Source organism: Mesorhizobium sp. CA5, from assembly GCF_020165105.1.
Taxonomy (GTDB): domain Bacteria; phylum Pseudomonadota; class Alphaproteobacteria; order Rhizobiales; family Rhizobiaceae; genus Mesorhizobium.
The window spans coordinates 80371-106076 of record NZ_JAIUHJ010000007.1; the positions used below are offsets into that span (position 1 = coordinate 80371).

A 25706-nucleotide genomic window follows, 5' to 3' on the forward strand; every position below is an offset into this window, starting at 1 on the left:
GGCGCTAAATTTCTGATGGCTGGAAGAACTTTCGATGCGATACCTCCGCTCGACTGGCTGCGCAGTTTCGAGGCGGCCGCCCGCCTGTCGAACTTCACTGCCGCGGCCGCCGAGCTCGGACTCACGCAAGCCGCCGTCAGCCAGCACATCCGTTTTCTGGAGGAGCGGCTCAAAACGCGATTGTTCGCGCGTCTGGCGCGCGGCGTGGCTCTGTCGCCGGAAGGCGCGGCCTATCTCCCGCACATCCAGTCGGCATTCGCGACCATCGGCAACAGCACGAACGAGCTGTTCGAGCCGCGTGCCGTGCAGATCGTCAGCATCCGCGTCCCCATCTCCTTCGCGATGCTGGTGCTGGTCCCGGCTCTTCCGGACCTGGCAAAGGTGCTGCCGCAGATCCGGCTCGATCTGGTGACCATCCATCGGCCGACCGACTACGACCAGCCGGGCTCGGCGCTCGACATACGTTTCGGCAACGGATCCTTTCCCGGGCGCGAGGCCGACCGGCTGACCGTCGAGCGGCTTGTCCCGGTCGCGGCTCCGCCGCTCGCCCAAGGTGGCGAGTGGACGTCGTTGCCGCTTCTCCTGGTGGCGGGCGCGCGCGAGATGTGGGCGGAATGGTTCGCAGCCGCGGGAGTTGCCGGCCATCCCCGGCGCTCGCACCGCTTCGACAGTTTCGTCGCCGCCATGGAAGCCGCGAAGGTCGGCGCCGGGGCGCTGCTCGGCTCGCGGCCGCTGATCGACGCGGCCCTCAAGGACAAGGTTCTCGTCAGGCTTTCCGATTTCGAGCTTTCGAGCCCATCGGGCCATTTCCTGACGAGACCGTCATCGTCGCGACTCTCCGGCGCCGAGCAGGATTTCCGCCGCTGGCTCCTGTCGCACATTGCCGGAAGTTCAGGATAGCGTGTCGGCCGCTGCCCCGATCCGTTTCCAGTAGATAAGGGTGCCGGTGAGCCCGCCGTGTGGCTTGAGCGCGAAATCGGGGATCTCTCCAGCCAAGGTGAAACCAAGTTTCTCATAAAGCCCGGCCGCGCCCTCTTCGCTGGCCGTGTCCAGCACCAGCAGCGTACGGCCTTTCTCGACGGCCAGTTTCTCCGCTGCCCGCATCAGGGCGGTCGCGACGCCTTTGCCACGATGGTCGCGGCCGGTCATCAGCTTGGCGATCTCGGCGCGGTGCGGTTGGTTGGGCGGGAAGTCGAGCAACAGCGTGACGGTGCCGGCAAGCACCTCGCCATGCCATGCGCCCAGCACCGCCCTTTCGCCGCGCGCCGCCGCGGCAAGCGACTTGCGCCAGAATTCCCGCGCGGCCTCCGCCGACAATGGATGCATGAAGCTCACCGATCCGCCGGCGGCGACCGTCTCGATCAGCAGATCGGTGAGCATAGCGATGGTCGCCGCATCGTCGCTCAGCGCCCGGATTTCAAGGGAGTTCATGCTGGCGCTCTCCAGGTGATGATATGTCGTTGACGAGGTCATTCGAAATGGCTGATGCGTTTGCGTCGTCGCGCCCGCCTGATTTCGGCGATGCGGTCGGCGTCGTCCTCGCCGAGATGGCGGCCACGCTCCAGGATCTCGAGCGTATATTCCTCGTAGGTCAGACCGAGCCGTTCGGCTCTCTCCAGCCGCATCAGCATGACGGCGTGGCTTGGCGCCTTCCAAGCCTTGTCGTGGGCGGCGCGCCAGGCGAGGAAAATGTAGGCATCGCCCTTGCCCCAGGGCGGGCCGTCATAGTCGTCGAGCGGCGGCCCGCCATTGTGCGAGCGTTTTGGCCGGCGAGACATCGGAGTCAGTCCCTGACCAGCGCCACGAGATACTCCGCCGCATCCGGTCCGGGAGCATGAAAAACGCAATCCGAGGGCGCGCCCAGCGCCAGGCAGTCGCCAGGCTCGAGCCGGTGCACCACATCGCCCTCAGTGAAGTCCAGCCTTCCGTCGATCAGCCATATCTGCTGTTTGATGAAGGCGTAGGACGCCGCCGGCAGACTGACCTTGGCACCTGCCGGAAGGCTGACCCTGACCAGTTCCAGCGGCATCTGCGATGCCGGCGATAGATGCCGCCTGATGTACCCGGTTGCCGGATCTTGCCAGATCGGCTGCTCGTCCCGGCGCGAAATACCGCCGCCTTGCATCTCGGCCCGCGCGATCAGCGTCGACAGCGTCATGCCGAAGGCCGCCGCGATGCGCACCAGAAGCGCCGCGGTCGGACTGGTCGTACCGCGTTCGATGGCGCTCAGCATCGCCTTCGAAACGTCCGAGCGCTCGGCCAATTCGGCAAGCGACCAGCCCCTCAGCGTTCTTTCGGAGCGTATCCGCCTGCCGATCGTGGCGGTAATACCATTCGATATATCATCCATTCGTCCAATATATCGGATTTTCTCGGCCTGGAAAGAGGCCAGTCGATCGAATTGTCACGGCGGGCTTAACGCTGCCTACACCATCCGACCTCACCTGACTTTAACCCCGATTGGGTAGGGTCGAGGCTCCAGGGGAATGGGATCAGGTCAGCCATGTTTGTCGAACGCGAAGCCTCCGTTGGCGAACCGACTTCGCAGGAGCGCCGCAACATCCAGCAGAACGACAAGCGGATTCTGGGCAATGTCGTGCAATGCGACGGCGCGCGCGCCACCATCAGTGCCCATGCCGAAGACACCGAAGGCGCGATCAGCGGCCTTTGGACGGTCGGTAAGATGATCTCCATCAATCTCGGTTCGACACGAACGGTCGGCCTTGTCTATGCCATCGGCAAATCGGATCGCGCCTGGAACCACGAAGGGCAGAATCCGATCGAAGTCAGCGTCGAACTGGTCGGCGAGGTGCGCGACGGCGTCGAGCCCGGCGCCAAGCCGGTGTTCGACCGTGGCATCACCACCTACCCGCATATCGGCGCCATTGCTCACCGCATCCGAACCCGCGACCTGCAGGCGGTCTACGATCTGGCCGGGCGCCATTCGGTGACGATCGGTACCCTGTCGCAGGATGAATCGATCGATGCCAACATCGCCATCGACGACACGCTGGCGCGTCATTTCGCCATCGTGGGCACCACCGGTGTCGGTAAGTCGACAGCTGTCTCGCTGCTGTTGCGCAAGACGATCGAGGCGCGTCCGGATCTGCGCGTGCTCATCCTCGACCCGCATAACGAGTTCGCCGCCTCGCTGCCGGAATATTGCGTGAAGGTCGATTCCAAGACGCTCGACCTGCCGTTCTGGATGTTCAGGCTGGAGGAGTTCGCCGAAGTGCTGTTTCGCGGCCGCGAGACGGTGCCCGAGGAAGTGGATGTCCTGCGCGACCTGATCCCCGCCGCCAAGAACCTTTACCGCAACCCGAATTCCGGCACCTATGTCAGGCGCGGTAGCGACGCGCTGACGGCGGACACGCCAGTGCCCTACCGCGTCGCTGATCTCATCAAGCAGATCGACGAGCGCATGGGCATGCTCGAAAGCAAGAACGACCGCCCGACCTTGAAGTCGCTGAAAACGCGAATCGAATCGGCGGCAGCCGATCCGCGCTACCGCTTCATGTTCAATTCGCGGCTGATCGAGGACACCATCCACGAAACGATCGGCAACATTTTCCGTGTCCCCAACCATGGACGCCCGGTCACCTGCTTCGAGATGGCGGGCATGCCTTCGGAAGTCGTCAATTCGGTCTGCTCGGTGCTGGCACGCCTGGCCTTCGACCTGGCGCTGTGGAGCGAGGGCCGGCTGAAGCTGCTGCTGCTTTGCGAGGAAGCCCATCGCTACATGCCGGCCGATCCGCGTCTCGGCTTCGCGCCGACAAGGCACGCGCTGTCGCGCATCGCCAAGGAAGGCCGCAAATATGGCTGCTATCTCGGCGTCGTCACTCAGCGTCCGGGCGAGCTCGACCCGACCATCCTGTCGCAGTGCTCGACCTTCTTCGCCATGCGGCTTGCCAACGAGCAGGATCAGGCCATCATCCGCTCGGCGATCGCCGATTCCTCGGCCTCGACCTTGGCGTTCCTCTCCTCGATGGGGCAGCGCGAAGCCATCGCCTTCGGCGAAGGCGTGGCGACCACCATGCGGCTGAAGTTCGAGAAGCTGCCGCAGGAGTTCATCCCGGGCACCGCCAAGGGCGAGAAGATCGAGTCTTCCGTGGATGGCAACGACGTCGATCTCGCCATGATCGTCGAGCGGCTGCGCAACGTGCCGAAACCGCAGCAGGCCATGGCCTTCGCTGAGGCTGTGGATTCCTCCCGCCAGGCCGGCGACCCGGACTACAAGAAGCCGGCCACCGCCGCGCGCGTGCAGCCGGACGACGACTTCGACACTCGCTACGGCCTGAAGCCCTCGACGTTCGGCATGCGCCAGCTCAACGATTGAGCCTCCATTCTAATCTAGCCCGCGGTCGGTTCGAATAGGCAAATCTCGTCAGGAAATTCGTCAGGCTGAGTCGAATGGAGTCGCTGTCGAGAACCGGAGCGGAGCGGACGTAAAGTCCGTGAGCACCGGAAGCGCAGAAAGCGGCTCCAGGCGGCCAGCCTCACGAATTTGATGATGAGATTTTAGGCGCAGACGCGGTTGCGGCCTTGCTTCTTCGCCTCATAGAGCTGGCGGTCGGCACGGCGGTAGAAGTCCTCCGCGCTCTCCTTGTGATCCCAGACGGCAAGGCCGACGCTGGTGGTGACCTTCAGCCGCACATTGCCCGACATGATCGACATGTTGGCGACCGCCTTGCGGATGCGCTCGGCGAACCTGGCGAGCAATTCGACATCCATGTTGGGGGTGACGACGGCAAACTCCTCGCCGCCCAGCCGCGCCACCACGTCGTGATAGCGCGTCATGCCCCGCAGGCAGGTGGCGACGGCCCTCAGCACCTCGTCGCCGACGTCATGGCCATGCGTATCGTTGACCTGCTTGAAATGGTCGAGATCGAGGATCATCAGCCCGACCGGCCTGTCGATGCGGCGAAACTCGTGGAGATATTCGCGCAGCGCATCATCGAAATAGCGGCGGTTCTGCATTCCGGTGAGACTGTCGGTGAGCGCCGCCTGCTCGAGCGTCTGCGAGCGGGCGCTGAGCGAAACCGTCATGGCCCTGAGCTTGCCCTCTTCCCGCACCTGGCCGCGGATCAGCGGGTAAATGAAGAAGGTGCCGAAGAACAGCGCGGTTGCCAGCAGCGCCCCGGTGACGAACAGAAGTTTGTTGAGATAGACGATTCTGTCGACGCGCGATGCGGCATCGAGGTCGGCGGCGATGTCCTGCAACTGGCCATAGGCATGGAAGGTCACCAGGCCCGCGGCCAGGATCACAAAAATAAAGACGAAAAATGCGGATTCCGCCTTATGGAAACGCATCAACTCCCCGCGGCACTGTAGCCCCAAAGGTTATGGCATGGCCGACCTTACGGACCGTTAATCCGAACAACCCTGGCGAGAATTGGAGCCGGCGATTTTAAGGCGCTGATTGAAAAAGCTTTTAGTCAGTCCTGAACAGCCGGTTCGTCGCCCGGCCGCAGCCTGCGCCACTCCGCGCCCAGCTGATGCCTGAACCATGTCGACTGACGCTTGGCATATTGCCGGGTCGCGATCTTGGCGCGCTCGATCGCTTCGGGAAAACCCAAGTGTCCGGCCATGGCCGCCTGCAGCTCCCGCACGCCGATCGCTTTCATCGCCGGCAGGTCCGGATCGATGCCGAGCGCGGTGAGTCGACGCACTTCGTCGAGAGCGCCCTTGTCGAGCATCTGGTCGAAGCGCGCGTCGATGCGCCGAACCAGTTGCTCGCGGTCCGGCTCGATGACCAGGAAGCGCGCGCTGTCGCGATCGATCAGCGGCCGTCCGCGCACCGCCTGCCATTCGAGGATCGAGCGCCCGGAAGCGTCGAGCACTTCGAGCGCCCGCACGATACGCTGGCCGTCGGTCGGCCTGAGTTGCATGGCCATAGCCGAATCCTCGTGCATCAGCAGGCGATGCAGCCTTTCGGCCCCTTGCTCCTTGAGCTCGTAGCGCCAGCGCTCGCGAACGGACGCCGGAATGTCCGGCATATCCGAGATGCCTTCGGTCAGCGCGCGAAAGTAGAGCCCGGTGCCGCCGACGAAAACGACCGGACGGCCCGACAGCACGCCGTCTTCGATCAGCTTTGTCACGTCGCGCAGCCAGGCGCCGGTGGAATAAGCGGTGGCGGGATGGACATGGCCGTAAAGGAAATGCGGAACGCGTGCCATTTCGGCGGCGCTCGGCCGCGCCGTCAGGACGTCGAGCACCGAATAGCCCTGCATGGAATCGGTGTTGACGATGATCCCGCCATTGCGTTCGGCGAGATCGAGCGCCAGCGCCGACTTGCCGCTGGCGGTCGGCCCGGCTATCAGGGTCGCGTTCTTGATGCGGCCTTCGCCCGCCTGCCTGCCGGAATCTTCGATGCCGCTGATCGCCACTTTAGTGTCCCGTCCAGAAGCCCGCGCCGTGCCGGCCTCGCTTGCGAATATGGCCTTGCGGGCCGCCGGCGCAAGCGCCGTTCATTGGCTGGCTGAGGACGTCGCCTGCGACCTCGTTTTGCCGCAGACGCCGGATATCGGCAAAATGACCGCCAATCTGCGCGCGGCGCTGGCTTCCGAGCCGGTCGACGTCATCGTCCAACCGGCCGAAGGCAGGCGCAAGAAGATCCTGCTCGCCGATATGGATTCGACCATGATCGACCAGGAATGCATCGACGAGCTTGCCGACGAGATTGGCGTCAAGGATCATGTGGCGGCGATCACCGCGCGCTCGATGAATGGCGAGATCGCCTTCGAGCCCGCCTTGCGGGAGCGCGTCGCCTTGCTGAAAGGCCTCGACACAGCCGTGGTCGACCGCATCATCGCCAATCGGCTGACGCTCGCCGCCGGCGGCCGCGCGCTGGTGCAAACGATGCGCGCCCATGGCGCCTGGACGGCGCTGGTCTCCGGCGGCTTCGACGTCTTCACCAGCCGCATCGCCGATATGCTGGGCTTCCAGGAAAACCGCGCCAACCGCCTGATCGAGAAAGACGGCACGTTCACCGGCATGGTGGCCGAGCCGATCCTCGGCCGCGCCGCCAAGGCCGAAGCGCTGCTCGATATAGCGAAGAGGCTCGGACTGACCACCGAGGACGCGATTGCGGTTGGGGACGGCGCCAACGACCTCGATATGATCCGTCTTGCCGGCACTGGCATCGCGCTTCACGCCAAGCCGACGGTGGCCGAGCAGGCCCGCATCCGCATCGATCACGGCGATCTGACCGCGCTGCTCTATCTCCAGGGCTATCGCCGGGATGAGTTTTCAGAATGAAGCCGATCCGCACCGAGCGCCTGATCCTGCGCAACTGGGAAGAGCGCGACCGCGCGCTTTTCCACCGCATCAACTCCGACGAGCGCGTGATGGAATTCTTCCCGTTCCGCCGCGACCGTGCGACCGCCGACGCCATGATGGACGAATTCCGCGGCTGGATCGAGGAGGATGGCTACGGCTTCGCCGCCGCCGAGATAGCGGCCACCGGCGAATGCATCGGCTTCGTCGGCCTCCTGGATACGGATGATGTGCCATCGCTACCGGACGGCACGATCGAGATCGGCTGGCGGCTGGCGCCGGAATTCTGGGGCAAGGGCTATGTCACCGAAGCGGCTGAAGCCTGGCTCGCCTATGGCTTCGAAACGCTGAGGCTGGAGGAGATCGTCTCCTTCGCCGTCGCCAAAAACTATCGCTCCATCGCCGTGATGAAGCGCCTCGGCATGCGAGCCGATCCTGGTGCCGATTTCGACCACCCCGCCGTGCCGGACACCCACCCGCATCTCAAGCGGCATGTCCTCTACAGGCTGTCGCAACGCGACTGGCAGGCACGAAAAAGGGCGGCTCGCTAGCCGCCCTATTCATTGCAAAATCAATCGGTTATCGGACGTTCCGGACTCAATCCATCCGGATCGTCACGAAGCGCAGTTCGCCGGTCTTCGACGCCAGCATCAAGAGCGCGTTCTTGCGGCCCTGCTCCTTCAATGCGCCGATCCGGTCCATGACGTCCTTCGGCGTGCCGACCGATTCCTGCGCGATCTCGGTGATCACCTCGCCGGGCTGGATGCCGCGCTCGGCCGCCGCCGAATTCTTGGCGACGTCGGTGATGACCACGCCGGACACATCGGCCGCGATGCCGAACTTCTGCCGTGTCTGGTCGTTGAGCTCGCCGACCGTCATGCCGAGCACCGAGGCCGTCGACACCGGAGGCGTCGCCTTGTCGCCCTTGTCCTGGTCGGTGTTGCCGTTCTCGCCGCTGGCCAGCTTCTCGCCGTCCTCCAGCCGTCCGAGCGTCACCTTGACGGTCTGCTCGACGCCCTTGCGCACGATGACGACGTCGACCGCTTTGCCGACCGGGCTTTCGGCGACGACACGCGGCAGGTCGCGCATTTCATGGATATCCTTGCCGTCGAATTTGATGATGACGTCGCCGGCCTGCACCGACCCGTTGTCGACCGGCCCGCCCTTGATGACGCCGGCCACCAGCGCGCCCTTGGCGGTCGCCATGCCGAGGCTCTCGGCGATGTCCGCCGTCACCGGCTGGATGCGCACGCCAAGCCAGCCACGCCGCGTCTCGCCATACTGGCGAAGCTGGTCGACGACGCCGGCGGCAAGCTGCGAGGGGATGGAAAAACCGATGCCGATCGAGCCACCTGACGGCGAGATGATTGCCGTATTGATGCCGATGACCTCGCCCTCGGCGTTGAACAGCGGGCCGCCGGAATTGCCGCGGTTGATGGCGGCGTCGGTCTGGATGAAGTCGTCATAGGGGCCGGAATTGATGTCGCGGTTGCGCGCCGAGACGATGCCGACCGTCACCGTGCCGCCCAGGCCGAAAGGATTGCCGATCGCCATCACCCAGTCGCCGACGCGCATCTTGGTGGAATCGCCGAATTTCACCGCGGTCAGCTTGTGACCCTTGGGGTCGACCTTCAGCACCGCGACATCGGTCTTGGTGTCGGTGCCGACGAGCGTCGCCTTCAGCGTGATGCCGTCGGAGAAATTGACTTCGATATCGTCGGCATCGGCGATGACGTGGTTGTTGGTCACCACAATACCCTGCTCGGCGTCGACGACGAAGCCGGAGCCGAGCGACTGCACCTTCTGCCCGGCGCCGCCCTTGTCGCCGCCACGGTTCTTGAAGAAATCGTCGAAGAAGTCCTGGAACGGGGAGCCCTCGGGCAGCTGCGGCATCGGCACCGCGCCCGGCCCTTCCGTGCCTTTCACCGTCTGTGAGGTCGAGATGTTGACCACCGCGCCAAGCAGGCGCTCGGCGAGATCGGCGACCGAGGGGGGCCCGTCGGAGGCGATCGTCGGTGTGACGAAGGACGGGACGGCAACAATGCCGACCGCAAATGCGGTGGCGCCGGCGAAGACCATGCGCCGCGCCGCGCGCAACAGGGTGTCGGATATCATCGTGGCCTCCCGGTATGTCTGAAAAGGACAGGCGTTTTCCGCAAAGACGCCCTGTTCGGCTCATGTTGGCAAGAAATACGGCACGTTTGCGGCTATGCCAGTCTTCTCAGGATAAATCGTCCGTCGCCGCGGCACCAATGAATTTCATCAGCCGCGAACCAGCCACACAATGGCGACGCCAACCGCGATTGCCGCCAATCCTCCGAACCGCAGCGCGGTCTCGGGCATCGACTGCATTTCGCTCGCCAGTTTCCGGGCAAGGCCCGGAAACCCGCCATAGACCAGGCCCTCTATCACCAGGACCAGCCCGATCGCCGCGACAAAGTCCTGCACCGCCGCTACTGGGCGGTGCTGGGTTGCGCGGCCGGTGCGGCAGGCGTCGCGGGCGCGGCCGGCTGCCCGGGCTGAGGCTTGCTGCCCGGATCGCGGAAGTAGCGGAAGAACTCGGATTCGGGCGAGAGCACCATCGTCGTTCCGGTGCTGTCCAGGGCCGTGCCGTAGGCATTCATCGAGCGATAGAAATCGAAGAAGGCCGGATCGCGCTTATAGGCGTCCGCGAAGGTCGCGCTGCGCTGCGCCTCGCCCTCGCCGCGCAGGATTTCCGATTCCTTCTGCGCCTCGGCGACGATCTCGACAACCTCGCGGTCGGCACGCGCCCTGATGCGCTGCGCCGCCTCGTTGCCGCGCGCCCTCAGACGCTCGGCTTCCGCCAGGCGCTCGGCCTTCATGCGGTCATAGGTCTGCTGCGAGACCTCCGCCGTCAGGTCGGTCCGGCGGATGCGCACATCCTCGATGTCGAGGCCGAGCGAGGTCGCATCGGGGCGAAGCTGATCGCGCACCTCGCGCATCATGACGCCGCGTTCCTCCGAAAGCGCGGCCTCGAAGTCGCGCAGGCCATAGACACGGCGCAGCGCCGCATCGAGACGTGTCCGCAGCCGTGCCTCGGCCAGTTCAACCTGACCGGACACCGCCGCGCGGAACGTGCGCGGATCCGAGATGCGATAGGCGATGAAGGCATCGACCTCGTAGAACTTGCCGCCCGAGACCTGGACGCGGATGTTGTCGAGGTCGAAGCGCATCACCCGCTTCTCGACCATCTGCACGCTGTCGGCATCGAAGAAGGCGAACGGCGCCTTGAAGTAGATGCCGGGCTCGTTCTTGACGTCGATGATCTCGCCGAACCTGAGCACGATCGCCTGCTGGCCGGCATTGACGACGAACACCGCGGAGTAGAGCAGGAACAGAAGGACAGCCGCGATGACGGCGATGATGGGAAGACGGTTGGCCATCACTGGTTGCCTCCCGTCGTGACGCCGCTCAGCGGGGCCGGCGCCGGCTGCGCTTTCGGCTGCAAAGCCGGCAGCGGCAGGTAAGGCAGCACGCCCTGACCGTTGCCCTGCTCGACGACGACCTTGTTGGAGTCCTTCAGGATCTTCTCCATGGTTTCGAGGTAGAGGCGCTTGCGCGTGACGTCGGGCGCCTTGGCATATTCGTTGTAGACGGAGATGAAGCGCTGCGCCTCGCCTTCCGCCTCCTGCACCACGCGATTCTTGTAGGCGGCGGCGTCCTCGCGGACCTGAGCCGCCTGGCCGCGCGCCTGGCCGAGCTTCTGGTTGGAATACTGGTTGGCCTGCTCGACGAACTTGTCCTCGTCCTGCTCGGCGCGCTGCACCTCGTCGAACGCGTCGGCCACCTCGCGCGGGGGCGCTGCGTCCTCGATCGAGACTGCGTTGACCTGGAGACCGGTCTTGTAGCCGTCGAGCGTGCCCTGGATGATCTCGCGCACCCCGGTTGCGATACCCTGGCGATCGTCGCGGAAGATGTCCTGCGCCGGCCGCCGGCCGACGACTTCGCGCATGGCGCTCTCGGCGACCTGGGTCAGCATGCCGTCGGGATCTGAAACATCGAACAGATAGGCTTTGGGATCGGAGACCTGGTAGGCGACCGAGAACTGCACGTTGACGATGTTCTGGTCGCCCGAGAGCATCAGCCCGGAGCCGCTGCTCGACCCGCCGCCGATGCTGACGAGCTGCTCGGAGATTTTGGCGGTCTCGACCGTTTCGATCGGCCACCAGTGGAAATGCAGGCCCGGCTGCGAAAGCTCGGACTTCGGCTGGCCGAAGCGCAGTTCGACCGCAACCTCGTCGGGCTGCACGGTATAGATCGCCTTGAAGGCCCACAGCACGATGAGCGCCACCGCGATCAGCCCGAGCACGGCCGGGCTCGCGCCGCCGCCGCCCGGAAGCGCGCGTCGCAGCCTGTCCTGGCCGCGGCGGATGATGTCCTCAAGATCGGGGGGCGAACCCTGCGGGCCGCTTGGCCCTTTCGGTCCCTGCCCCCAGGGCCCCTGATTGCCGCCGCCGCCCCATGGGCCGCCGCCACCGCTCTTGTCGTTCCAGGGCATGAATGTCCTTTCGCTTCGGTTCCCTCAGGCCTTGCGGCGCAATCCTAGCGCATGACCACGAAAACCCATATCGGTTTTCGAAAAGGAATCATGCCCCAAAATCAAAGTATTACGGCGGCCTGTTGCGCGTCCGGTTGGACGCGCGCCGCTGCAACACCGTTCTTCTATAGGGACGCCTTGACCCGCTTTCAACGCGATGTGCCATCGTCCCGTGCGATTTGGACGGGTAGCGACCCTTTGTCGTCGTCAACGATCGTCGCGCCGGCGCTCGTAAACCGTGTAACGCGTGGCGTGGCTGTCTTTCTCTCCGGCAGGAAAATCCTCGGCGCTGACGACTTGCCAGATGCTTGGATCGATCGGCGGGAAATGCGCATCGCCATCGACGCTGGCCAGCACATGGGTCACATGCAGCCGGTCGGCAAGCGGCAAGGCCTGGGCATAGATCTCGCCGCCACCGACCACGCAGACCTCCTCAACTCCCGCCATGCAGCGTCCGCGCACCCTGGCCAGCGCGATCGCGTCATCCAGCGAATGGGCCACCTCGATGCCCTCGGCGCGCCAGGCCTTGTCGCGCGTCACCACGATATTGAGCCGGCCGGGCAGCGGCCGGCCGATGCCTTCATAGGTCTTGCGGCCCATGATGATCGGCTTGCCCATCGTGTCGGCCTTGAAGCGCTTGAGATCGGTGGAAAGCCGCCACGGCAGGCCGCCTTCGCGGCCGATCACGCCGTTTTCGGCGATGGCGACATAGATCGCGATATCCATCAGCCGCCGTTCCCGCCATTGTCCGACGGCTCAAGCAGAAGGATGTCGATATCGTGCTCGGGATAAAAATCCTTCGCGGTGACCTCGAACGTCGTCGGCCCGACCTTTTTGACATTGTCGCCGCAAAAGGAGACGAGGTTTTTTGGGCTGCCCTTGTCGATAGTGAGCTTGAAATTGCCAATCGTCCCGGCCGCCCAGTTGCCGCCGGTGGTCAGGATATAGGCGATGCGGCTCTCGTAATATTTCGGATAACCGTCCGGATTTGCCTTGGCCGCCTTGCGCACCGCGTTCTCGAACGTCTGATCGATGCAATAGCGGGTCTTGTAGGCCGCATACTGGCCCTGGAACTGCCCATCATAGAAAAAGCTGACCGAGGAGGTGCCCCCGACGCTGGGCTTGTAGCGGTGCCAGACATGAACCTCCTTGTTGGCCGGGAAGGTCGAGCGCCACCAGTAGGTCGAGCGCAGCTGCCAGAACGGCGCAAAGGTGGTTTGCATGCCCGAGCCGTCATCGGCGGTATCTTCGATGATAATGCCGCGATCTTCCCAGTCCTTGGCGATATCCTTGGGCAGCTTCGCCAGCGCCGCCTTGGCGGCGCCGCCGAATGGATAGAGCGGCACGTTCTGCGCCTTGAGGTCGGCGGTGATGTCGATGCCGAGCGCCAGCGCCTTTTGCTCCAGCTGCGGCTTCGCATCGACGCCGTCGATCGTCACCTCGAAGCCGAGGAAATTGTCGCTCTGAGCCTCCGGGATTGCCGGCATCTCGTTCGGATCGCCCTCGATGTCGGGCATCGGGAACGCGACGATGGAGCTGACATCCTTGTCGGTGTTGTTGCGGAAGACATAGTCGACCGTCACCTTCTCCGGCGAGATGAAAAGGTCCTCGCTCTGCATGGCGACGGCGTCGCTGCGCGACAGGATCAGCCCGCCTGTGCCGAGCTCGGCGACGGAATCATTGGCGAAGGCCGGAGCGGCCGTTATTACAAGCGCTGCGGTCGTTACGGTGCGTAACATGGACCCCCTCCTCTGTGCCGCGATACCCGGATCAGCCGGATGCGCTCTTCCATCTACCCGTTTCAAGATAGCGTTTCAAAGCCCTTCGTCACCGGATACGGGTACTTCTGGACACCGCGTCGCCGATCGGGCAGGAGATCGCCATGCGCAAGCTTCTCGTCATCGGCATCGGCGCCGGCAATCCCGACCACATGACGGTACAGGCCATCGACGGCCTGAACCGCGCCGACGCGCTGTTCATTCCCGACAAGGGAGCGAAGAAGAACGATCTTGCCGATCTGCGCCGGCAGATCTGCGACCGCTTCGTCACCAATCCGAAATCGCGCCGGGTCGAGTTCGATGTGCCGGTTCGGGCCGAACCGACATCGTCCTATCGTGTGACAGTCGACGACTGGCACGAAGCGATCGCCGAGATCTATGAGGCTCTGATCCGCGACGAGCTTGCCGAAGATGGCTGCGGCGCGTTCCTGATCTGGGGCGATCCGTCGCTCTATGACAGCGCGCTGCGCATCCTCGAGCGCGTGCGCCTGAGAGGCAATGTCGGTTTCGAGCTCGAGGTCATCCCCGGCATCACCGCGATCCAGGCGCTGGCCGCCGCCCACGCGACCGCGCTCAACCGCATCGGCGATTCGATCCTGGTGACGACCGGTCGCCGGTTAACCGAAGAAGGACTGCCAGCCAATGCCGGCTCCACCGTCGTCATGCTCGACGGCAAATGCGCCTTCAACACGCTTGCCGACAAGGACGTCCTTATCCAGTGGGGCGCCTATCTCGGCACGCCGGACGAGATCGTCATCTCCGGTCGCATGGGCGACGTCGGTGCCGAAATCGAAAGGGTTCGTGAAGACGCCAGACGAAAGAAGGGCTGGATCATGGACATTTATCTGCTGAGAAAATCAGGGAATTAGGCAGTAGGGAATAGGGAATAGGCAGTAGAATAATGGACTATTGGAGGCCTCGGTTTTCAAGCATCCAAGACATCTTGTCCTACTGCCTACTGCCTACTGCCTCATCCAGCATCGATCTCCACCTGCAGAGCCTGCATATGAACGGCGGCGGCCGATGAAGCGGCTCGCTCTATCGCCCTGAAACGGCTGACGACCGCCAAACCCACCGATGTCAACTGCGCGCCGCCGCCTTTACGGCCGCCGGTCTGCGCCGCGACCAGCGGCTTGCCGAACACGCGGTTCATGTCCTCGACCAGGTCCCAGGCATGCTTGTAAGACATCTCCATGCCGCGCGCCGCGGCCGAGATCGAACCGAAGGCGGCGATCTGCTCCAGCAGTTCGACCTTGCCCGGGCCGATCCGGCCGTCGGGGTCGAGGTTTATCCGCAGGCTCAGCGACGGCATCTCATCTCCTTGATGTCACGGCACGACAATAGCCCCAATGGAAAGGAAGCGCTATTCCAAATATACATAGCGACATGATCGAGATCCTCAAACGCCGACTTCGGCAGGCAGGCCGGCGCCGGTGTTTGCGCGATCGAAGCTCACCGTCTTGATGACCGCGAAGACCTGGCTTCCCAGCTCGAGGCCAAGCGCCTGCCGCGATTGCTCGGTGATCCGCGCGACCACAACCGCGCCATGGCAATCGATGCCGATTTCGACCTCAGGCCCCTCGCCCGGCTTCATGCCGACGATTGTTCCCGGCAGAATGTTGAGCGCACTGAGGCCAGCGGGTTTCTCGATGGCGACCATCACATCGCGCGCGCGAATGCGAATGCGCACCGGAGCGCCTGCTGCCCGCGCCACTTTCGGCACGCGGATTTCGCCGGCCTGTGAGCCGAGCACCGTCATGCCAAAAGCCTCGTCGTGATGCAGAACTTTGGTGTCGAGCACCGCCCCACCCTCGCCGCGCTCCTCTGCCGGCAACAGGTCGAGCCGCTGCATGATCGCCTCGGTCGGCCCCGCGGCCGCGACCTTGCCTTGCGAAAGCACCACGACGTCGCTCGCCAGCCGCGCCACCTCGGCCACGGAATGGCTGACATAGACGATCGGGATCTTCGTCTCGTCGCGCAGCCGTTCGATATAAGGCAGGATCTCGGCCTTGCGCGCTTCGTCGAGCGAGGCGAGCGGCTCGTCCATCAGTAGAAGTTTCGGGCTGGCAAGCAGCGCGCGGCCGATTGCGACGCGCTGCCTTTCGCCGCCCGACAGTTTCGCCGGCCGCCGGTCGAGCAGGTGACCGATGCCGAGCAGGTCGACCACCGCATCCATCTTGGCGTAGCGCTCGGAAGGCGGCGTGAACCAGCGGCCGTAGCGCAGATTGCCGGCGACGCTCATATGCGGGAACAGTTGCGCATCCTGGAACACCATGCCGATGCGTCGCTTGTGCATGGGCACGAAGATGCGCGCGGCGGTGTCGCCCAGCACATTGCCATCGACCGAGATAAGTCCCTTGTCCGGACGGATCAGGCCGGCGATCAGGTTGATCAGCGTCGACTTGCCCGAGCCGGAGGGCCCGAACAGCGCCGTCAGCCGGCCGGCGCTCTCGAAACGGGCTTCCACGGCGAAATCGCCGAGGCGATGGCGGATGTCGACCGAGAGCGTCATTCGATGTCCATCCGCCGGCCGACGCGCCGCGCCAGCACTTCCGAGGCGATGAGCGCGACCATCGAGATGACGATCGAGATCAGCGTCAGCCTGAGCGCGCCTTCATCGCCACCCGGCACCTGTGTGAAGGTGTAGATCGCCGAGGGCAGCGTCTGCGTTTCGTTAGGGATGTTGGAGACGAAGGTAATGGTGGCGCCGAATTCGCCCATCGCCTTGGCGAAGGAAAGGATCGCGCCGGCGATCAGGCCGGGCAGGATCAGCGGCAGCGTGATGGTGGCGAACACCCAGAGCGGATTGGCGCCAAGCGTGCCGGCCGCTGCTTCGATTCTGCGGTCGACAGCCTCGATCGAGAGCCGGATAGCCCGCACCATCAGCGGAAAGCCCATGACCCCGCAGGCCAGTGCCGCGCCTGTCCAGCGGAACGAGAAAATGATGCCGAAATGCTCGGCAAGGAAGGCGCCGGCCGGGCCGCGCCGGCCGAAGGTGAGCAAGAGCAGATAGCCGGTCACCACCGGCGGCAGGATCAGCGGCAGATGCACTAGCCCGTTGAGCAGCGTCTTGCCCCAGAAACGCCCCCGCGCGAGCAGGAGCGCGATCAGGATGCCCGGCGGCAGGCTGGCGATCATCGCCACCGTCGCCACCCTGATCGACAGCCGCACCGCATTCCATTCGTCGGGAGTGAGGTCCAGCAGCCAGTTCATGATTGTGTTTGCGCGGCCTTTCTCAGTTGCTCGGTGCGAGCACCGTGAAACCCTGCTCCTTGAACAGGTCGGCGGCCTTGGCCGACTCGACGCATTTCAGGAAGTCCGCCGCATCCTTGTCCTTCGAATCGGCGGTCTGGGCAATCGGGTAGATGATCGGCGGATGCGAATCTTCCGGGAAGGTGCCGACGACCTTGACGCCCTTTTCGGCATGCGCGTCGGTGGCGTAGACGATGCCCAGAGCCGCCTCGCCCGTCGACACCAGCTTGAGAGCTGCACGCACATTCTCGGCCTGCGCGATCTTGCCCTCGACGGACGACCAGACGCCCAGCGATTCCAACGCCGCCTTGCCGTATTTGCCGGCCGGCACGGCCTTGAGATCGCCCATGGCAAGCCTGCCGTCGCCGATCAGCTTGGCGAGGTCGAAGCCCTTCTCGACCTTGGTCTCGACCGCGGAATCCTTCGGTGCCACCAGCACGAGCTGGTTGCCGAGCAGCTTCACTTCGGTATCAGGCTTGGTCAGCTTCTTGTCCGAGAGATATTTCATCCAGTCGAGGTCGGCCGAGACGAAGATATCGGCCGGCGCGCCGCCTTCGATCTGCTTGGCCAGAGCCGAGCTCGCCGCGTAGGAAATGGTCGCTGCTTCGCCGACTTCCGGCTCGCATGCCTTGTTGACCGCGTCGAGCGCTTCCTTGAGGCTGGCCGCGGCAAACACGACGACCTTGTCGTCGGCATGGGCCGCCGGCACCGCCGTCATCAGCATTGCCGCCAGACCGCCAATGGCGATCGTCTTCAACCCGAAACCCTTGCCCGTCATGAAGTCTCTCCCTGGTTTCAAATCCGTACCGCCAAAAGCCTTGGACCGATATATCCGTATGAACATAACAAGGGAAGGCTTTTCACCTGTCGCGGCATTGTGCGCCGGCGCGATCTCAGCCTACGGTGAATGCAAAACGGAAGGGGCGAAGCTCAAGGAAAGACGCATGAAGATCAGCGCCTGCAACACCTCAAGGCGTAAGGTGACCGAGATCGTCAAGGGAAGCCACCGCTTCGCATGTCAGATCGACATCGGCGGCGACGCGTCAGTCACCGCGTCAATCACCAAGCGGTCGCCGACCTCGCGCTCGAGAAGGGCAAGCAGGGGGCTATGCGGTAGTCAAGGCCTCGGACGTCATGGTTGGCATCGACTAGGCCGAAAACTGGCTCATACCGCGATGGGCGCCTTGATATTCGCATCCGCGAAATAATTCTCGAGGCGGAAATCCTCGAAGCGGAAGGCGAAGAGGTCCTTCACTTCCGGATTGATCCACATCGTCGGCAAGGCCTTGGGCGTGCGCCGCAGCTGCTCGCGCGCCTGCTCGAAATGGTTCGAATAAAGATGCGCATCGCCCAGCGTGTGAACGAAGTCGCCGGGCTTCAGCCCGGTGACCTGCGCCACCATGAGGGTGAGCAAGGCATAGGAGGCGATGTTGAACGGCACGCCGAGGAAAATATCGCCCGAGCGCTGGTAAAGCTGGCACGAGAGCCGGCCTTCCGAAACATAGAACTGGAACAGGCAGTGGCAGGGCGGCAGCGCCATCGCCTCGACTTCGGCCGGGTTCCAGGCCGAGACGATCAGCCGGCGCGAGTTGGGATTCCGGCGTATCTCCTTCAAAAGGCTCGCAATCTGGTCGATCTCGCCGCCACGCCCGTCCGGCCATGAGCGCCATTGCTTGCCATAGACCGGCCCGAGATCGCCGTTCTCGTCGGCCCATTCGTCCCAGATGGTGACGCCATGATCATTGAGATATTTGATGTTGGTGTCGCCGGCCAGAAACCACAAAAGCTCGTGGATGATCGACTTCAGATGCAGCTTCTTGGTGGTCGTAACCGGAAAGCCGCGCGAAAGGTCGAAGCGCATCTGGTAGCCGAACACCGAGCGCGTGCCTGTCCCGGTACGGTCGCCACGGTCGATGCCATTCTCCAGCACATGCTTCAACAGGTCGAGATATTGGCGCATCGGCTCTGCCTCGATTCGAGTGACATATAATCATAGCGAATGTGCGCGCCGACGCCACGTCTGTCTGAAATCCTTCCCTACGCGAGGCGGCAGGACCTTTTCAGAATTCGCTCTGGCGAGTCGAATAGCGTGGTTTTCGAGAACCGGAGCGGAGCGTACTTAAAGTACGTGAGCACCGGAAGCGCAGAAAACCGCGCTAGTCGGCCGCCAGAGTAGAATTATCAAAAGGTCCTACAGAGAGCCGAGTTTGCCGAGATCCTTCGCAACCAGATAATAGAAGGTCACGCGGCTCTTGGTGTTGTCGGCCTGCATCGCCTTGCAGGTCTTCTCGATCGAGGCATTCGCCTTTGCGGCATCGGCGATGCCGAGCTTCTTGCCGATCCAGTTCTCCCGCACGCGGTCGAGTTCCTTCGGGTCGGTGCAGGACACCAGCGAGGAATCGCGGTTCCTGAGCGCAATGCCCAGATGCTTGACGATCTTATCGACCGCGTCGGCGCTGGCGCCGGCATCATATTTCTTCACATCCGCAAGATAGTCGGCCATCAAACTTCCCCTCGTCGGCGCCACGGATCCGATCGATGAGGGTTGTGGCGCGCCGCGCAACCTGTGCGCTAGGTCAGAGACTCCTCACCGGCAGCGAGATTTGATTGAGTAGGCGCGCAAGTCAACCCTGGCTGCCGTTTGGCACAACCGGTTAAGCGCCGGTTTTGGCCTTTATTTTTCCTTCGCCGCTCCCTATATACGGTTCGTCGGCTTGACCGACTATGGCGATAAACAGGCGATGAAATAAGCCGTTCGGACCCGGGGGCGGTACCCGGCGCCTCCACCAAAAACCGCTCTGGCTGACGGAGCGGCTTTTGCTGGGGGCGAAATAGGATCGACGAAGGTGTAAAGATCGTACTTTTGCCCGGCATTGTACCACCGTTATCGGGCTAAACTTATAGTTGCCAACGACAACTATGCGGAAGCTCGTCTCGCTGCTTAATGCGGCGCGAACGCTTCAAATCAAGCCCTAGAGGTTCGCACTTCTAGGCGGGGTTCGGAGGTACCTGGCAACAGAAACCTCCACCTTCCCCCTCCTTGCTTCTCCCCAATCAACCGAACGGCCAAGGCTGGTCCGGCGCCTGATGCGCGGGCACAGCCTTGCCGCCCATCATCCATGGACAGGCGATGCAAGACGATACCGATCGATTTTTCGTGCTGACCGGCGGCCCCGGCTCCGGCAAGACCACGCTGATCGAGGCGCTGCGGGCCCAAGGCTTCGCGACCGCGCCCGAAGCCGGGCGCGGCATCATCCGCGACCAGATGGCCATCGGCGGCCCTGCCCTTCCCTGGCGGGAGCGCTCACTCTTTGCCGAGCTGATGCTGTCTTGGGAGCTGCGCTCCTGGCAAGCCGCTCGTGCCGAGTCCGGCCAGGTGTTCTTCGACCGCGGCGCGCCCGACACGATCGGCTATCTCAGGCTCTGCGGCCTGCCGGTGCCGGACCACCTCACGAGCGCGGCTGAAAAATTCCGCTACGCGCGCCGCGTCTTCGTCGCCCCGCCATGGCCGGAGATTTTCATTCAGGACGACGAGCGCCGGCAAACGCTCGAGGAAGCCGAGCGCACATTCCGTTCGGTGACCGGCGTCTATGCGGAGCTCGGCTACGACCTGGTGCCGTTGCCTCTCGCTCCGGTCGATGAACGGGTGCGCTTCGTCCTCGATCAAACAGCTTCGCCAGGAACATGAAAAAGGCCGGTATCGACCCGGCCTTTCTATCTCCTCAACGGCTGTCCTACTCCGCCGGCGCTTCGACCGCTTCGCGCGCGCGGCCGAGCGTCAGCTTGGCCAGAGTGAAGGAGATCACGGCGCACAGCGCGATGCCGGCCACCATCGGCAACGGTGTGCCGTCGAAGAAGATGCCGGCGACGCCCATCGCCAGCGCGCCGATGGCGAAGTGCAACGTGCCCATCAGCGCCGAGGCCGTGCCGGCGATCTCGCCATGCTCTTCCATCGCCAGCACCGAGGTGGTGGGGATGACGAGGCCAAGGAAACCGTAGCCGACAAAAAGCAGCGCCGCCATCACGTCGAGCCGGTCGACGCCCGACGCCATGATCGCGAACAGCGCCACCATTACCGTGGCATAGCCGGTGACCGCCACCCAGACGACACGCTTCAACCCGAAGCGGTCAGCCAGCAACCCGGTCAGCTGCGACATGCCGATGAACGCGACCGCGTTGATCGAGAAGAAGACGCTGTAGACCGACGGCGACAGGCCGTAATGGTCGATCAGGATGAAGGACGAGCTCGACAGATAGACGAAGAAGCTCGCAATGCCGAAGCCCGCAATCGCCACGAGGCCAAGGAAGTTGCGGTCGCCCATCAGGTAGCGGTAGCCGGCAAGCGCCGTGCCGAACGATGAGCCGGCGCGCTCTTCGACGGGCCGCGTCTCCTTGAGCGAGGTGGCAAGCAGGATGGTGGCCAAAGCGGCCGCGCCCGTCACCGTCCAGAACACGGCGCGCCAGCCGAAGCTCTCGATGATTTGGCTGCCGGTCAGCGGCGCCAGGATCGGCGACACCGAGAAGACCAGCATCAAGAGCGACATCAGCTTGGCGGCCTCGTTGCCGGTGTGCAGGTCGCGCACGATGGCGCGCGGCACTGCCATGCCGGCGCTGGCGCCGAGACCTTGCAGAAAGCGGAAGGCGATCAGCCACTCGATGGTCGGCGCCATCGCCGAGCCGACGCCGCCGACCATGAACAGCGCGAGGCCGGCGTAAAGCGGCGTCTTGCGGCCGACCATGTCGGAGATCGGGCCGACGACGATCTGCCCAAAACCCATCGACAGAAAGAAGATCAGAAGGCTCATCTGCACGGCGGCGGTGCCGGCATGCAGGTCCTGGCCGATCGAAGGCAGCGCGGGAAGATACATATCGATCGCAAATGGGCCGATCGCGGACAACAAGCCGAGCACGACCGCGATGCGGAGGAATTTGGGACTCATGATAAGGCTCTTTCGGATCTGGTTGCCGCCGCAAAATGCCGGCGTCTAAACCCAGGACGTTCCATCCCGCGGAAATCCTACGCCCAAGGGCGAATTTCTTCGCCCCTTCCGTGCGGGCTTCCCTTTATTGTGTCCATAAATTTAGACAGGCTTGTCCAATTCGTCAATCACCGCTATATAGATTTTTCATGAAGCACGGCGTTTCTCCTGACACTTTCCCGCCACGCAGCCACGAGGCCAAGCGCGTGTCGGTGGTCGACGCCGCCGCTTCCGTTTTCTGCCGCGAAGGCTATGCCGGCGCCAATATCGACCTGATCGCGGCCGAGGCCGGCGTTTCACGGCAGACCGTCTACAACCACCATGGCGACAAGGAAAAGCTGTTCGTCGCGGTCGTACGCGACCTGACGGAGCGCTGCAATGCCGGCATCTTCGCCACCATCGCCAGCTTTCCCGATCAGCCCACGGACCTGGAAGCCGACCTGATCGCCTTCGCCGTGCGCATGAACCGCAACTGCATCTGCAACCGCGACGGCCGTTTCCTGCGCAAGCTGATCCAGGCCGAAGGCGAGCGTTATCCGGAACTGTTTGCCGAATGGCGCGAGCAAGGCCCGGGCCGTACCTGGTCGGCGCTTGCCGCGCGCTTTGCCCGGCTTGCCTTCGCCGGCCACCTGTCGATCGGCGACCCCGACGTCGCGGCGCGTCAGTTCTTCGCCCTCGTCAACGCCGAGCTTCAGATCACTTTCATGCTGGGCGGCGTGCCCACCGAGGAAGAGGTGCTGCGCTCGGCCACGAACGGCGTGCGGACCTTTCTCGGCGCCTTCGCCAGAAGGAAATCGCCAGCTGCCAAGCAGGCTGCGCTCGCTCACGCCTGAGCCATCAAATCGCCGGCACCCCTCTTGGCCTCACGGCTTTGCGCCTATATGCGGTTTACGCCGCGCTCAAGCTTGATTACAGCTATGCGGACGATTCAACGGAACCCGACCATCAGATGGCCGACGACCACATCCGCTACGACATTCTGGCCCAGGAGGCTCTGCGCGGTGTCATGCGCAAGGTCCTGGCCGAGGTCGCGCGCACCGGCCTTCCGGGAAATCATCATTTCTTCATCACCTTCCTGACCGGCGCGCCGGGCGTGCGCATTTCGTCCAGGCTGCGCGAGCGCTATCCGGAGCAGATGACCATCGTCATTCAGTTCCAGTATTGGGACCTCAAGGTCACGGATGCCGGCTTCGAGGTCGGGCTTTCCTTCTCCGATGTGCCGGAAAAGCTCGAAATCCCCTTCTCCGCCGTGCGCGGCTTCTACGATCCGTCGGTCAATTTCGAGCTCGAATTCGACGTCAAGACGGAAAGCGCGGAAGACGAGGCCGCGGCTCCGGCCCCCGAACCGGTCGCCGTCGTCCCCGAGAAGAAGGCGGAAAACAAGAAGAAGGCCGCCGAGGCCGAAAAGAAGCAGGCGGTCGCCGAGACCGGCGCCAAGGGCGCCGACGTCGTTTCGCTCGACGCCTTCCGCAAGAAGTAGCCCGGCGCCATGGGCGAGGTCATCAATCTCCGCCAGGCCCGCAAGCATAAAGCGCGCACCGAGAAGGAACGCCGGGCCGGCGAGAACCGGGCGCTGCACGGCCGCTCGAAGACAGAGCGCGAGCGTGACAGGCTGACATCGCAGAAGGCCGAGAAATTCGTAGCCGGCCATCGCCGGGAAAAATCCGACGACCCTGGCGAGCGCTGAGTCCTGCAATGGCCGCGGTCGAGAAACGTTCGGTAACGATCCGCGGTCACCGCACCAGCTTTTCCCTGGAACAGCCCTTCTATGACGACCTCATCGCCATCGCCGCCGAGCGCTCGCTGTCGCTCGCGGCCTTGGTCGCGGAGATCGACGAGACTCGGACCCGCGACGCGAACCTGTCATCCGCGCTGAGGCTCTACGTGCTGGCCTGGGCTAAACGCGGCGCCGCCGCGCCCTAGACCGCGCTATCGCTGATGCTCTGTTGCGTCTTGCGCTTTGCGCCGAAGCTCAGCAATGCCGTGCGGTCGCGCTCCTCCGCCTGCTTTTTCGACCTTACCCGCATCATGTCTTTCCAGCCGATATAGCCGACGAGCCGTTCATCCTCGCGTGAGACGACCGGCAGATGCGAGACATTGGCGAGCAAAAGCTTGTCGGAAAGCGCTTCGAGATATTCGTCCGGATAGGCCAGCGTGATCTTGTTGCCGGCCAGCAATTCGCCCAGCGTCGCCTTGCGGTGCTTGCCGTTACGGCGCCAGCGCAGGATCGCCGGCGGATCGATGACGCCGAGCACATGCCCCGCTTCATCGATGACCGGGAAGCTCGGATGCCGAGTATCCGGCGCCGTCAGGAAGGTTGCCGCGCCATGTAGCGTCATCGTTCCCGGCACGCTCTCGACCTTGGTGGTCATCACTTCCTTGACCCTGGTCAGGGCGAAAGGATCGACGCGGTATTCTCGCACGAGGTGATGCCCGCGCCGCGCCACTTTCTCGGTCAGGATCGAGCGCTTCATCAACAGCACGGTGACCGCATGCGCGGTGGCGCAAGCGGCAATCAGCGGCACCAGCACATGCGTGTTGCCGGTAAGCTCGGTGGCAAAGAAGGTCGCGGTCAGCGGCGCGCGCATGGTGCCGCCCATCGTCGCCGCCATCGCCAGCAGCGGCCAGAAGCCGGGGCTTGCCTCGGGCAGGATACCCGAAAGCACCGCGCCCATCGCGCCGCCCATGATGAGCAGTGGCGCCAGCACGCCTCCCGAGGTCCCAGACCCCAGCGCAACCGACCAGATGACGGCCTTCACCACCAGCAGCAGCAGCGCGGCGGTGGCGACGGTGCGGCCGTCGAGCATGTTGGCGATGTTGTCGTAGCCGACGCCAAGCGCGTGCGGTTCGATAAGTCCGCCGATGCCGACCACCAGGCCGCCGATCATCGGCCACCACATCCAGTGTATCGGCAGCTTCAGGAAGGCGTCCTCGCAGGCATAGACCAATTGCGTCAGCAGTCCTGAAAGAAGTCCGGCGGCAATGCCGATCAGCACCCAGCCGCCCAGCCCGGCGATCGATGAATCCATGCTGCCCGAGAACGGAAAGATCGGGCTCGGCAGGTGAAGCAGGCTGCGCTCGACTTCCGCGACGATTGCCGCGACGGCGACGGGGATGAAGCTGCGCGGCGTCCATTCGAACAGGAGCAGTTCGACGGCAAGCATGATGGCGGCGATCGGCGTGCCGAACACCGTCGTCATGCCGGCCGCTGCACCCGCCACCAGCAGCGTCTTGCGCTCATTGTCGCTGACCGGCAGCATCTGCGCGATCAGCGAGCCGATGGCGCCGCCGGTCATGATGATCGGGCCTTCGGCGCCGAATGGTCCGCCCGAGCCGATCGAGATCGCCGACGATAGCGGCTTCAGCACCGCGACCTTGGCGTCGAGCCGCGAGCGTCCGAGCAGGATTGCCTCGATGGCTTCGGGAATGCCGTGGCCGCGGATCTTCTCGCTGCCGAAGCGCGCCATCAGGCCGATGATCAGCGCGCCGATCACCGGCACGATCACCGCGGCGAGCCCGAGCGGCGTGTCCTCGAGCCTTAGTTCAGCCAGCGAGAACTGGCCGAAATAGGCGATGTTGGTGGCAAGACGGATGAGCTGCAGGAGCACGATGCCGGCAAAAAGCCCGGCGGTCGCCACCACCACGGCGATGGCTGCAATAATCAGCACGCGCGGATCGGTCGTGAAGTCGCGAAGATGGCCGTTGCCGGCACGAGCGGATTTCATTTTGGGAGCCTGAACTTTCTGACGGCACGTAGACCGCCCGGTTTCAGGTGGCTTCATATCGTAACACGATATAAATCTGCAAGGCTGTTTCAATCGCTGCGCCGCGTCATTTTGGACGGGGATTGCGACGGCCAGTTGA

Annotated in this window: 29 protein-coding genes and 1 other RNA gene; 11 read left to right on the plus strand and 19 right to left on the minus strand. The window is 63.8% G+C overall.

All coding sequences use genetic code 11. The annotated features are described in order from the left end of the window. The first annotated feature begins 15 nt into the window (after positions 1-15). Complete coding sequence (locus tag LB529_RS11325) at positions 16-900, plus strand: LysR family transcriptional regulator (RefSeq protein ID WP_224522806.1); 885 nt, start codon at positions 16-18, stop codon at positions 898-900. Here LB529_RS11325 and LB529_RS11330 read toward each other — a convergent pair. The 3 genes from LB529_RS11330 to LB529_RS11340 are packed head-to-tail and all read right to left on the minus strand — an operon-like array spanning position 892 to position 2350. Further along, positions 892-1431: a GNAT family N-acetyltransferase gene (locus LB529_RS11330; RefSeq protein ID WP_224522807.1), complete on the minus strand. Its 540-nt coding sequence runs from the start codon at positions 1429-1431 to the stop codon at positions 892-894. The genes LB529_RS11325 and LB529_RS11330 overlap by 9 nt on opposite strands. 38 nt (positions 1432-1469) lie before the next feature. Beyond that, positions 1470-1778, minus strand: coding sequence for a hypothetical protein (locus tag LB529_RS11335; RefSeq protein WP_095764783.1), 309 nt, complete (start codon positions 1776-1778; stop codon positions 1470-1472). 5 nt (positions 1779-1783) lie between these two features. Further along, positions 1784-2350, minus strand: coding sequence for a helix-turn-helix domain-containing protein (locus LB529_RS11340; protein ID WP_224600842.1), 567 nt, complete (start codon positions 2348-2350; stop codon positions 1784-1786). 153 nt (positions 2351-2503) lie between these two features. On the opposite strand from LB529_RS11340, the gene LB529_RS11345 reads away from it, so the two are divergent. Beyond that, positions 2504-4336 (plus strand): ATP-binding protein, encoded by a 1833-nt coding sequence (locus LB529_RS11345; RefSeq protein ID WP_140839838.1) that lies wholly within the window; start codon positions 2504-2506, stop codon positions 4334-4336. Between the two features lie 182 nt (positions 4337-4518). On the opposite strand, the gene LB529_RS11350 is transcribed toward LB529_RS11345, so the two are convergent. Both LB529_RS11350 and miaA read right to left on the minus strand, forming a co-directional pair. Then, positions 4519-5310 carry a GGDEF domain-containing protein gene (locus LB529_RS11350; RefSeq protein ID WP_140839836.1) on the minus strand — a complete coding sequence of 264 codons (792 nt, stop codon included), beginning with the start codon at positions 5308-5310 and terminating at the stop codon, positions 4519-4521. Positions 5311-5435: 125 nt separating this feature from the next. Beyond that, positions 5436-6380 (minus strand): tRNA (adenosine(37)-N6)-dimethylallyltransferase MiaA, encoded by a 945-nt coding sequence (miaA, locus tag LB529_RS11355; RefSeq protein WP_224600995.1) that lies wholly within the window; start codon positions 6378-6380, stop codon positions 5436-5438. On the opposite strand from miaA, the gene serB reads away from it, so the two are divergent. Next, entirely contained in the window at positions 6370-7257 is an 888-nt protein-coding gene (gene serB, locus LB529_RS11360; protein WP_224711120.1) for a phosphoserine phosphatase SerB, read from the plus strand. The two genes, miaA and serB, sit on opposite strands and share 11 nt — an antisense overlap. After that, a complete protein-coding gene (locus LB529_RS11365; RefSeq protein WP_224711121.1) occupies positions 7254-7826 on the plus strand; it encodes a GNAT family N-acetyltransferase in 573 nt (190 codons plus the stop codon). The genes serB and LB529_RS11365 overlap by 4 nt, the downstream gene beginning before the upstream one ends. A 46-nt stretch (positions 7827-7872) precedes the next feature. Here LB529_RS11365 and LB529_RS11370 read toward each other — a convergent pair whose 3' ends face one another. The 6 genes from LB529_RS11370 to LB529_RS11395 all read right to left on the minus strand — a co-directional run bounded on the left by LB529_RS11370 (position 7873) and on the right by LB529_RS11395 (position 13572). Then, complete coding sequence (locus LB529_RS11370; protein ID WP_140545373.1) at positions 7873-9390, minus strand: DegQ family serine endoprotease; 1518 nt, start codon at positions 9388-9390, stop codon at positions 7873-7875. Between the two features lie 147 nt (positions 9391-9537). Beyond that, positions 9538-9723 (minus strand): DUF2065 domain-containing protein, encoded by a 186-nt coding sequence (locus LB529_RS11375; protein ID WP_224711122.1) that lies wholly within the window; start codon positions 9721-9723, stop codon positions 9538-9540. 5 nt (positions 9724-9728) lie between these two features. Further along, complete coding sequence (hflC, locus tag LB529_RS11380; protein WP_224522814.1) at positions 9729-10679, minus strand: protease modulator HflC; 951 nt, start codon at positions 10677-10679, stop codon at positions 9729-9731. Further along, positions 10679-11794 (minus strand): FtsH protease activity modulator HflK, encoded by a 1116-nt coding sequence (gene hflK, locus LB529_RS11385; protein WP_140839826.1) that lies wholly within the window; start codon positions 11792-11794, stop codon positions 10679-10681. Before hflK ends, hflC begins: the two co-directional genes overlap by 1 nt. 246 nt (positions 11795-12040) lie before the next feature. Then, complete coding sequence (locus LB529_RS11390) at positions 12041-12559, minus strand: dihydrofolate reductase (protein WP_224522816.1); 519 nt, start codon at positions 12557-12559, stop codon at positions 12041-12043. Next, positions 12559-13572, minus strand: a complete 1014-nt coding sequence (locus LB529_RS11395; protein ID WP_224711123.1) for a DUF4424 domain-containing protein — start codon at positions 13570-13572, stop codon at positions 12559-12561. The genes LB529_RS11390 and LB529_RS11395 overlap by 1 nt, the downstream gene beginning before the upstream one ends. 143 nt (positions 13573-13715) lie before the next feature. Here LB529_RS11395 and cobF point away from each other — a divergent pair, with 143 nt between their 5' ends. Next, positions 13716-14480 (plus strand): precorrin-6A synthase (deacetylating), encoded by a 765-nt coding sequence (gene cobF / locus LB529_RS11400; RefSeq protein WP_224711124.1) that lies wholly within the window; start codon positions 13716-13718, stop codon positions 14478-14480. A 101-nt stretch (positions 14481-14581) separates the two neighbouring features. Here the strand turns inward: cobF and LB529_RS11405 are convergent, their stop codons facing one another. The 6 genes from LB529_RS11405 to LB529_RS11430 all read right to left on the minus strand — a co-directional run bounded on the left by LB529_RS11405 (position 14582) and on the right by LB529_RS11430 (position 19366). Next, on the minus strand, positions 14582-14923 hold the full coding sequence (locus LB529_RS11405; RefSeq protein ID WP_224711125.1) for a winged helix-turn-helix domain-containing protein: 342 nt from the start codon (positions 14921-14923) through the stop codon (positions 14582-14584). An 87-nt stretch (positions 14924-15010) separates the two neighbouring features. After that, positions 15011-16123: a molybdenum ABC transporter ATP-binding protein gene (gene modC / locus LB529_RS11410; protein ID WP_224711126.1), complete on the minus strand. Its 1113-nt coding sequence runs from the start codon at positions 16121-16123 to the stop codon at positions 15011-15013. Further along, the gene (modB, locus tag LB529_RS11415; protein WP_095764769.1) at positions 16120-16824 is read right to left on the minus strand and encodes a molybdate ABC transporter permease subunit; all 705 of its coding nucleotides are present in this window, start codon (positions 16822-16824) and stop codon (positions 16120-16122) included. The genes modC and modB overlap by 4 nt, the downstream gene beginning before the upstream one ends. 22 nt (positions 16825-16846) lie before the next feature. After that, positions 16847-17641, minus strand: a complete 795-nt coding sequence (gene modA / locus LB529_RS11420; protein ID WP_224711127.1) for a molybdate ABC transporter substrate-binding protein — start codon at positions 17639-17641, stop codon at positions 16847-16849. 387 nt (positions 17642-18028) lie between these two features. Further along, complete coding sequence (locus tag LB529_RS11425) at positions 18029-18823, minus strand: thymidylate synthase (protein WP_224711128.1); 795 nt, start codon at positions 18821-18823, stop codon at positions 18029-18031. Positions 18824-19054: 231 nt separating this feature from the next. Then, positions 19055-19366: a DUF2853 family protein gene (locus tag LB529_RS11430; RefSeq protein WP_042644091.1), complete on the minus strand. Its 312-nt coding sequence runs from the start codon at positions 19364-19366 to the stop codon at positions 19055-19057. A 166-nt stretch (positions 19367-19532) separates the two neighbouring features. Here LB529_RS11430 and ssrA point away from each other — a divergent pair. Together ssrA and LB529_RS11440 are read left to right on the plus strand one after the other, a co-directional pair. Beyond that, positions 19533-19893: a transfer-messenger RNA gene (gene ssrA, locus LB529_RS11435) on the plus strand. A 100-nt stretch (positions 19894-19993) separates the two neighbouring features. Continuing rightward, on the plus strand, positions 19994-20551 hold the full coding sequence (locus tag LB529_RS11440; RefSeq protein ID WP_224711129.1) for an AAA family ATPase: 558 nt from the start codon (positions 19994-19996) through the stop codon (positions 20549-20551). Between the two features lie 46 nt (positions 20552-20597). Here LB529_RS11440 and LB529_RS11445 read toward each other — a convergent pair whose 3' ends face one another. After that, positions 20598-21803, minus strand: coding sequence for a multidrug effflux MFS transporter (locus LB529_RS11445; RefSeq protein WP_224626163.1), 1206 nt, complete (start codon positions 21801-21803; stop codon positions 20598-20600). 188 nt (positions 21804-21991) lie between these two features. Here LB529_RS11445 and LB529_RS11450 point away from each other — a divergent pair, with 188 nt between their 5' ends. From LB529_RS11450 to LB529_RS11465, 4 genes are all read left to right on the plus strand, one after another. Then, positions 21992-22675: a TetR/AcrR family transcriptional regulator gene (locus tag LB529_RS11450; protein ID WP_095764764.1), complete on the plus strand. Its 684-nt coding sequence runs from the start codon at positions 21992-21994 to the stop codon at positions 22673-22675. Between the two features lie 116 nt (positions 22676-22791). Then, complete coding sequence (locus LB529_RS11455; protein ID WP_095765528.1) at positions 22792-23322, plus strand: SspB family protein; 531 nt, start codon at positions 22792-22794, stop codon at positions 23320-23322. Between the two features lie 9 nt (positions 23323-23331). Continuing rightward, a complete protein-coding gene (locus LB529_RS11460; protein WP_224711130.1) occupies positions 23332-23529 on the plus strand; it encodes a DUF4169 family protein in 198 nt (65 codons plus the stop codon). An 8-nt stretch (positions 23530-23537) separates the two neighbouring features. Then, positions 23538-23765 (plus strand): ribbon-helix-helix domain-containing protein, encoded by a 228-nt coding sequence (locus LB529_RS11465; RefSeq protein ID WP_140545388.1) that lies wholly within the window; start codon positions 23538-23540, stop codon positions 23763-23765. Here the strand turns inward: LB529_RS11465 and LB529_RS11470 are convergent. Beyond that, complete coding sequence (locus LB529_RS11470) at positions 23762-25567, minus strand: chloride channel protein (protein ID WP_224602048.1); 1806 nt, start codon at positions 25565-25567, stop codon at positions 23762-23764. The genes LB529_RS11465 and LB529_RS11470 overlap by 4 nt on opposite strands. Positions 25568-25706: the final 139 nt, after the last annotated feature.